General features: G+C 40.2%; 8 protein-coding genes and 1 other annotated feature. Of the genes, 3 read left to right on the plus strand and 5 right to left on the minus strand.

All coding sequences use genetic code 11. The annotated features are described in order from the left end of the window. Positions 1–7 precede the first annotated feature (7 nt). From Q0507_RS02235 to Q0507_RS02255, 5 genes are all read right to left on the minus strand, one after another. Positions 8–499, minus strand: coding sequence for a 3-isopropylmalate dehydratase small subunit (locus tag Q0507_RS02235; protein WP_298711738.1), 492 nt, complete (start codon positions 497–499; stop codon positions 8–10). Position 500: 1 nt separating this feature from the next. Continuing rightward, complete coding sequence (leuC, locus tag Q0507_RS02240; protein ID WP_298711741.1) at positions 501–1,760, minus strand: 3-isopropylmalate dehydratase large subunit; 1,260 nt, start codon at positions 1,758–1,760, stop codon at positions 501–503. 1 nt (position 1,761) lies between these two features. Further along, entirely contained in the window at positions 1,762–3,300 is a 1,539-nt protein-coding gene (locus Q0507_RS02245) for a 2-isopropylmalate synthase (RefSeq protein WP_298711744.1), read from the minus strand. Between the two features lie 154 nt (positions 3,301–3,454). Beyond that, positions 3,455–3,658, minus strand: a binding site (T-box leader). Positions 3,659–3,739: 81 nt separating this feature from the next. Then, positions 3,740–4,147: a hypothetical protein gene (locus tag Q0507_RS02250; RefSeq protein ID WP_298711747.1), complete on the minus strand. Its 408-nt coding sequence runs from the start codon at positions 4,145–4,147 to the stop codon at positions 3,740–3,742. Between the two features lie 22 nt (positions 4,148–4,169). Beyond that, positions 4,170–4,802 (minus strand): hypothetical protein, encoded by a 633-nt coding sequence (locus tag Q0507_RS02255; protein ID WP_298711750.1) that lies wholly within the window; start codon positions 4,800–4,802, stop codon positions 4,170–4,172. 192 nt (positions 4,803–4,994) lie between these two features. Here Q0507_RS02255 and Q0507_RS02260 point away from each other — a divergent pair, with 192 nt between their 5' ends. The 3 genes from Q0507_RS02260 (at position 4,995) to Q0507_RS02270 (ending at position 6,131) form a co-directional block, all read left to right on the plus strand. Further along, positions 4,995–5,276, plus strand: coding sequence for a type II toxin-antitoxin system RelB/DinJ family antitoxin (locus tag Q0507_RS02260; RefSeq protein WP_004697933.1), 282 nt, complete (start codon positions 4,995–4,997; stop codon positions 5,274–5,276). Positions 5,277–5,282: 6 nt separating this feature from the next. Beyond that, positions 5,283–5,555, plus strand: coding sequence for a type II toxin-antitoxin system YafQ family toxin (locus Q0507_RS02265; protein ID WP_021147561.1), 273 nt, complete (start codon positions 5,283–5,285; stop codon positions 5,553–5,555). A 228-nt stretch (positions 5,556–5,783) separates the two neighbouring features. After that, on the plus strand, positions 5,784–6,131 hold the full coding sequence (locus Q0507_RS02270) for a hypothetical protein (protein ID WP_298711762.1): 348 nt from the start codon (positions 5,784–5,786) through the stop codon (positions 6,129–6,131). Positions 6,132–6,273 lie beyond the last annotated feature (142 nt).

A 6,273-nucleotide genomic window follows, 5' to 3' on the forward strand; every position in this document is an offset into this window, starting at 1 on the left:
CGTAGTATTATTTGCGATTTTTCGCAAAGTTTACAAGACCACCAGCTGCCGCAATATCTTGAATGAATTTTGGCAACTCAGTCCCTTGGTATTGTTCGTTCTTAGTCAAGTTGTACACGATGCCTTTAGACAAGTCTACGCCAATCGCATCACCAGCGTCAATGCGATCTACTTGTTCGCCGATTTCAACTACTGGTAAACCGATGTTAATAGCATTGCGGAAGAAAATACGCGCAAAGGAATGTGCCACGATAACAGGCACGCCTTTCGCTTTGATAACGCCCGGTGCGTGTTCACGGGAGGACCCACAACCAAAGTTTTTGCCTGCCACCATGATTTCGCCAGTTTTCACATTAGGAGCGAATGTCGTATCAATATCTTCCATCGCATGTTCAGCCAATTCGTTCCAGTCAGCAATCGCCAAGTAACGAGCCGGAATGATTACGTCTGTATCTACATCGTCGCCGTAGCGCCAGATTTTCTTGCTTTCAAAATCCATATTAAACCTCCTCAGGGCCTGCAATGCGGCCTAATACAGCACTTGCTGCCGCCACGTATGGGCTTGCCAAGTATACCTCAGAATCAACGTGACCCATACGACCACGGAAGTTACGGTTTGTCGTGGAAACAGTGCGTTCCCCTTCGGCCATGATGCCCATGTAACCGCCTAGGCAAGGCCCACATGTTGGAGTGGACACAGCACAGTCAGATTGAATGAAGATATCCAAAAGTCCTTCTTTCAACGCTTGGTCGTATACATCTTGAGAACCAGGGATTACGATGCAACGAACGAATGGAGCCACCTTGCGACCTTTGAAGATTTCCGCAGCTGCCACTAAGTCTTCGTAACGGCCATTTGTACAGGAGCCAATGATTACTTGGTCGATTTTAATATCTTTGTCAATTTCGTTGATGTAATGCGTGTTGGATGGCAAATGTGGGAAAGCTACCACTGGTTGCAATTTGGACAAGTCGATTGTAATCGTTTGAGCATATACCGCATCAGTATCTGGAGCGATTGGCTCAACAGGACGATTGACACGGCCTTTGATATATTCTTCAGTAATTGCATCATAAGGGAATACGCCACATTTGCCGCCCGCTTCGATAGCCATGTTACAAATTGTAAGACGGTCAGCCATAGTCATGTGTTGTACGCCGTCCCCAGCGAACTCAAGAGCCATGTAACGAGCGCCATCTACGCCGATTTGACCGATTAAATCGAGGATTACGTCCTTACCAGTTACCCATTTGTTAGGCTTGCCGATAAGCTCAACTTTAATAGTTTCAGGTACTTTGAACCAAGTTTTACCTTCTGCCATAGCAACGCCCGCATCAGTGGAGCCTACGCCTGTGGAGAACGCATTCACCGCACCATAGGTACAAGTGTGGGAGTCAGCACCGATGATCATTTCGCCAGGACCGATAAGACCTTTTTCTGGCAAAATAACGTGTTCAATGCCCATTCTACCTACTTCAAAGTAGTTCGTAATGCCATGTTCGCGTACGAAGTCGCGCATTACCTTAGCTTGAGTAGCAGATTGAATATCTTTATTCGGTGTAAAATGATCAGGCACCAAGTAAATTTTATGGCGATCAAATACAGGTTTTCCAATCTTCAAAAACTCTTTACGAGCCGGTGGGAATGTGATGTCGTTCATCAATACCGCATCCAAATGACATTCGATGATTTGGCCTGGTTTTACAACATCAAGACCCGCATGGCGAGCCATATTCTTTTCAGTAATGGTCATACCCATATTATTCTTCCTCCTGTTGTTCTAGCTCCATAGCTAGGAATACTGAGTTTACTGCATTAATATATGCATTTACACTTGATTTAACGATATCTGTGCTGATACCACGACCATGGTACAAGCGACCGTTATATTCTACCTTGAGAGTTGCTTCCCCAAGGGCATCTTTACCGGCTGTGATAGCGCGGATTTGGTAATCTTTCAAGCTGATTGGCAAGCCAACCACACGTTCAACCGCTTTGAGGGACGCATCTACTGGACCATCACCAACGGCTGCATCAGCTTTTTCACCTTCTGGAGTCATAAGACGAACGTCAGCATAGGCATAGCCTTTTTCACCCAATTTATAGTATTGAGCCACGAGTTCGAACGCTTTTTTGTGATGTAAGTTATCTACTACGAGGGCTACGATATCATCATCGTATACTTGTTTTTTACGGTCTGCCAATTCTTTAAATTTAGCGAAGAGGTCGTTGATTTTCTCTTCTGTGAAAGATTGGAAACCAAGTTTTGCCAAATGATCAGCGAAGGCATGACGACCGGAGTGTTTGCCCAATACGAGGTCTGTTTTTTCAGCCCCTACGGACTCAGGAGTCATGATTTCATACGTTTCAGGATTACTCATCATACCATGTTGGTGAATACCAGACTCATGAGCAAATGCATTAGAACCCACGATTGCTTTATTTGGAGGAACTACAACGCCTGTTAAACGGCTCACAAGTTTAGATACTTTCGTAAATTGTTTTGTATCGATGTTCACTTGGAGGTCATCGAAATAATCATGGCGTGTTTTAAGAGCCATTACCACTTCTTCAATCGCTACGTTACCAGCCCGTTCACCTAGACCATTAATTGTGCCTTCTACTTGGCGTGCACCTGCTTTAATAGCGGCTAACGTATTCGCATTGGCAAGGCCTAAGTCGTCATGGCAGTGAACAGAGATAATTGCATTTTCAATTCCTGATGTATGTTCTTTAATGTAGCGGATTTTATCACCGAACTCATTAGGGTTCATATAACCTACTGTATCTGGTACGTTAATAATTGTAGCGCCACCAGCAATTGCAACACCAAATACTTGGCATGCGAAATCTAAATCAGAGCGTGCCGCGTCTTCACCAGAGAACTCGATTTCATCAACCTTACCTTTTGCATATGCCAATACGGATTTAACCTTATCCAATACCTCTTGGCGAGTCATTTTTAATTTATATTCCATATGAAGTTCGGAAATAGCAATGAATACATGTAAACGGCTACGTTCCGCATCTTTCAACGCATCAATCGCTTTTTGTACGTCCTTTTCATTAGCACGAGCCAACGCACAAATTGTTGCACCTTTGACTTCGCGTGCAATCGTTTGTACCGCTTCAAAATCTCCAGGGGATGCCGCTGGGAATCCAGCCTCGATTACGTCGATGCCTAGACGTACTAGGCCTTTCGCAATTTCAATTTTTTCAGGAGTTTGTAAAGATACACCTGGTGTTTGTTCCCCATCACGAAGGGTTGTATCGAAGAAATATACGCGATTCTGTTCCATAATAGCCACCTTTTCTATCCTCATAAAACATAACACTTTATTATATCTATCCATAGTGAAAGTTTGTAAAATCGCCAATGTCGACACCATATATAATCTGTGACTTACTAGACTTTCACAAATAAAAAAGCCCCTCAGAACAACTGTCGTTGCTCAAAGGGGCGTTATATTCATAACACGGTACCACCCTAATTGGGACTCGTTTCGGGTATAACGGAACCACCGTCAATGACTACTGCTGTATTCGCCATCAAAGCTCACGGGAGAGTGTCAGCGTACAACCTCTATTGCCTCGCACCAGCCGGCAACTCTCTGAAAGCAGGATTTGTAAACCTTTATACCCGTTCATCGCTTGATTTAAGATATAAGGGTATTGTACTGTATTCTATAGACTTATGTCAATTAAAATAAGATGAATATAATTTCATAAAACTCATCGTTAGTAGTTAGTCCACTCTAAATCATCAAAATCATTCTTAATGAGTTTCTTCTTCTTTACCACTTGGTTCGTTAGCTCAATGCGTTCATTAACAAAGGAAATATCTGTATACCATTCCTTTAAGTTAGCATATACTTCACGCGTTAAATCAATAATTATAGTTTGAATTGGATTCCATGTTTTACATTTTACAGACTCGACCATAACCATGCTACTACCTATGAAAGTAACATCTCTACCATAAATCCAAAATGGCAATACCTTATCTTTTATAGAAATAGAGTATATAGCATCCCCATGAGGCGGTTCCGTTTCATATTGTGCACGTATCTGGTACTTTTCCATGATTTCACTACTACCATTTTCTATATATGATAGCTTTGAAATCTTAAAATTTTCTAAGTTCATAAAAACTCCGTTATTTTTAATATCAATTACCACCTACAGATGTAATCAAAGATCTAGCCCATCTAACAGAAACTGGCTCATTAAATAAAAACACATGGTTCTGCTCATCATATTCCCAAGCTGCTAAGTAAACGGCGACATCCACCATTCGATAGGTTATCGTCATCCCATTTACAACATCTGTTTTCTGAGGCAAGTAATCCTTATAATCGCCTGCAATATTACCTGATAGAGTCGATACACGATACTTAATATACTTCGGCATATCATCTACACGGTCAAAATATCTCCCTTTTAAAAGCTCATGATAGGCATACACGACTTGTAATACATCGTGATCCACAATAGATACATGTACAGGACGTAATCCCCCTAATCCACTTGGCAAATGCGGTTTAAAGTTCAAATGTTGCTTAGCCTCATATATAGTATCAAACACCTCTAGCGATTGACCTTTACGAGTGCTTTTATAATCGCTATCAGTTATAGTACAACTACCTAGGCCGTCAGGACATGGAAACTCATTTCTGTCACCATAGGGCTGGTCATAAATAGAATTACCATTAAGACGAAACCGCATCGAGTCATCTGCGGAGGCAACATTGATGGAACCTATGAAAGCCAACACAGCCAGTGCACACACAACATTTTTCATGATACATTCCCCTGTAAACAAACTACATTTATTAAGTAAATTATATCACCTAAAATTCTAATATTTTTATATTCTTATATTTATAAGGATTTTCTCTACAGAAAAAGAAAAGCATTTTGATTGCAAAATGCAATCATTTGATTGCGAATATAAATTATTTGCATTACAATATAAGTAACAGGAGGTGATACTATGGCTAAAACAGCCTCTATCAGTTTGCGTATCGAGCCAGCTGTAAAAGCACAATTAGAAGCATTATATGCTAGCTTTGGCATATCCGTAACTGATGCGATTAATATTTTTCTCCACACATCACTAATGGAAGGTGGATTTCCATTTCAACCTAAACAACCTCGTTATAATGCAGAAACAGAAGCTGCTATTCAGGAAACGAAAGATATATTAGCAGGAAAAGTAAAAGCAAAATCATATGCTAATGTAAAAGAAATGATTGAGGATTTAGGATTGGAGTAATCAGTTATGTTGAGATTAGTGCTTAGCAGTAAGTTCAAAAAGGACCTAAAGCGCTCCAAGAAACGCGGTAAAGATCTCAATAAACTCTATTCAATCATCACTAAATTACAGAATCAAACGCTATTAGATCCTAGTTATAAAGATCATCCATTAACAGGAAACTACGAAGGCTTTAGAGAATTACACATCGAGCCAGATTGGCTTCTAATTTATGCAATTAAAGATGATATGTTAGTATTATCTTTAACTCGCACAGGCAGTCACTCAGATTTATTCTAACCAAGTTAAAGAGGAATGCGAAAGCATTCCTCTATTCTATTTCCCCAAAAAATTTAAAACAGCTATCATCATAAATCTATCACATTTGATAGTATCTATCGTAAATTATTCTACTATTCAAAATTACTGTAGATGCTATAATGTACTCAACAAAAGGAACAGGTGCTCATATGATACTAAATGCACTTTTCCAAAACTATAGTTAGTAGTTTATAAAAGGAGATCATCATGACACATACACAATTAACACAACTCGTACAAGCTTTATTAGATGCTCCATCAAGCAATCCTACAGTAAAAGAATTCGCTCAATCTTGGCTCGATGCAGAAGGCACAGAAAAACAAGCAGCGCTTACAAAACAACTCGTACCATTAGCAGAGCAAAATATTGCACTTATCGACGAAACAATCGGCTTTGCAGGCTCTAAATTAGCTACACAAATTCTTGGCGAAGACGGTGCCGCCAATCTATTACAACACGCTAAAGATATCAAAGCACAAGGCGCAGAATTCTGTGACTGCCCTGGTTGCGTAGCATGTAAAAACGTTATCGACTTAAAAGCAGAGATTAAATAATCATATAAGCTACATAGTATCTATTGAGTGGATATCTACACATTGTAGATATCCACTTTTTCATATAAAAAAGCCCCTGTGTCAAACTGATATGTACCCATTTTCCTGGACACATATTATTTACTAGCCTAAACACATGGAT

It is taken from the genome of uncultured Veillonella sp., assembly GCF_938010505.1.
GTDB lineage: Bacteria > Bacillota > Negativicutes > Veillonellales > Veillonellaceae > Veillonella.

Excerpts from the sequence above, each read along its gene's own strand:
- Q0507_RS02235 (WP_298711738.1), bottom strand. The coding sequence starts at position 499 with ATGGATTTTGAAAGCAAGAAAATCTGGCGCTACGGCGACGATGTAGAT.
- leuC (WP_298711741.1), bottom strand. The coding sequence starts at position 1,760 with ATGGGTATGACCATTACTGAAAAGAATATGGCTCGCCATGCGGGTCTT.
- Q0507_RS02245 (WP_298711744.1), bottom strand. The coding sequence starts at position 3,300 with ATGGAACAGAATCGCGTATATTTCTTCGATACAACCCTTCGTGATGGG.
- Q0507_RS02250 (WP_298711747.1), bottom strand. The coding sequence starts at position 4,147 with ATGAACTTAGAAAATTTTAAGATTTCAAAGCTATCATATATAGAAAAT.
- Q0507_RS02255 (WP_298711750.1), bottom strand. The coding sequence starts at position 4,802 with ATGAAAAATGTTGTGTGTGCACTGGCTGTGTTGGCTTTCATAGGTTCC.
- Q0507_RS02260 (WP_004697933.1), top strand. The coding sequence starts at position 4,995 with ATGGCTAAAACAGCCTCTATCAGTTTGCGTATCGAGCCAGCTGTAAAA.
- Q0507_RS02265 (WP_021147561.1), top strand. The coding sequence starts at position 5,283 with ATGTTGAGATTAGTGCTTAGCAGTAAGTTCAAAAAGGACCTAAAGCGC.
- Q0507_RS02270 (WP_298711762.1), top strand. The coding sequence starts at position 5,784 with ATGACACATACACAATTAACACAACTCGTACAAGCTTTATTAGATGCT.